Origin of the sequence: Burkholderia sp. MSMB1835, assembly GCF_001526365.1 — a bacterium.
Classification (GTDB): domain Bacteria; phylum Pseudomonadota; class Gammaproteobacteria; order Burkholderiales; family Burkholderiaceae; genus Burkholderia.
This window is the reverse complement of the sequence record NZ_LOYP01000016.1, coordinates 1-1,578: the sequence shown is the minus strand read 5'-3', so window position 1 is coordinate 1,578 and position 1,578 is coordinate 1. Positions and strand designations below refer to the sequence as shown.

The window sequence follows — 1,578 nt, the reverse complement described above, 5'->3', positions numbered from 1 at the left end:
GCGATCCGGCTCAAGCAGCTGGCCGCCGAGAAAGGCACCGAGATCGGCGTGTGCGTGCTCGAGAAGGGTTCCGAGATCGGCGCGCACATCCTGTCGGGCGCGGTGATGGACCCGCGCGCGATCACCGAGCTGTTCCCCGACTGGAAGGAGCGCGGCGCACCGCTCGATGTCGAGGTCACGGAAGACCGCTTCCTGTTCCTGTCCGAGAAAAGCGCGGTGACCACGCCGAACTGGGCGCTGCCGGACAATTTCAAGAACCACGGCAACTACGTGATTTCGCTGGGCAACGTGACCCGCTGGCTCGGCCAGCAGGCCGAGGCGCTCGGCGTCGAGATCTTCCCGGGCTTTCCGGCTGCCGAGATTCTGTACAACGACGACGGCTCGGTCAAAGGCGTCGCGACCGGCAACATGGGCGTGGGCAAGGACGGCGAGCCGACCGAGAACTTCCAGCTCGGCATGGAACTGCACGCGAAGTACACGCTGTTCGCCGAAGGCTGCCGCGGCCATCTCGGCCGCCAGCTGATCACGAAGTTCAAGCTCGACGCGAACGCCGATCCGCAGGCGTACGGGATCGGCATCAAGGAACTGTGGGAAATCGATCCCGCGAAGCACAAGCCGGGCCTCGTGATCCACACGGCCGGCTGGCCGCTGAAGTCGGATACGTACGGCGGCTCGTTCCTGTATCACATGGACAACAACCAGGTCGTGGTCGGCTTCGTGGTGGGCCTGGGCTACACGAACCCGTATCTGTCGCCGTTCGAGGAGTTCCAGCGCTACAAGACGCATCCGTCGATCCGCGCATTCCTCGAAGGCGGCAAGCGCGTGTCGTACGGCGCGCGCGCGATCACCGCGGGCGGCCTGCTGTCGCTGCCGAAGACGGTGTTCCCGGGCGGCGCGCTGATCGGCGACGATGCGGGCTTCCTGAACGCATCGCGGATCAAGGGCAGCCACGCGGCGATCAAAACGGGCATGCTGGCCGCGGACGCCGCATTCGACGCGGTGCAGGCCGGCCGTCAGGCGGACGAACTCAACGCGTACCCGGACGCGTTCAAGCAATCGTGGCTGTACACGGAGCTGTATCGCGCGCGCAACTTCAAGCAGTGGATGGCCAAGGGGCTGTACCTCGGCACGCTGATGGTCGGCATCGAGCAGAAGGTGATGGGTGGCAACGTGCCGTGGACGCTGCATCACCAGCATGCGGACCACGAGATGCTGAAGCCGGCGTCGCAGTGCGAGCCGATCGCGTATCCGAAGCCGGACGGCAAGCTGACGTTCGATCGTCTCTCGTCGGTGTTCATCTCGAACACGAACCACGAGGAGAACCAGCCGGCGCACCTGACGCTGAAGGACGCGAGCGTGCCGGTGAACGTGAACCTGCGCACGTACGCGGGGCCGGAGGCGCGGTTCTGCCCGGCGGCGGTGTACGAGTTCGTGAAGAACGACGACGGCAGCGAGCGCCTCGTGATCAACGCGCAGAACTGCGTGCACTGCAAGACCTGCGACATCAAGGACCCGACGCAGAACATCGTGTGGGTCACGCCCGAAGGCGGCGGCGGGCCGAATTACCCGAACATGTAA

1 protein-coding gene is annotated in these 1,578 nt (G+C 65.3%); it reads left to right on the top strand.

Annotated elements, in window-relative coordinates; genetic code table 11:
• The coding region (locus WS96_RS07900) for an electron transfer flavoprotein-ubiquinone oxidoreductase (protein ID WP_059831685.1) at nucleotides 1-1,578 on the top strand (1,578 nt) is incomplete at its 5' end.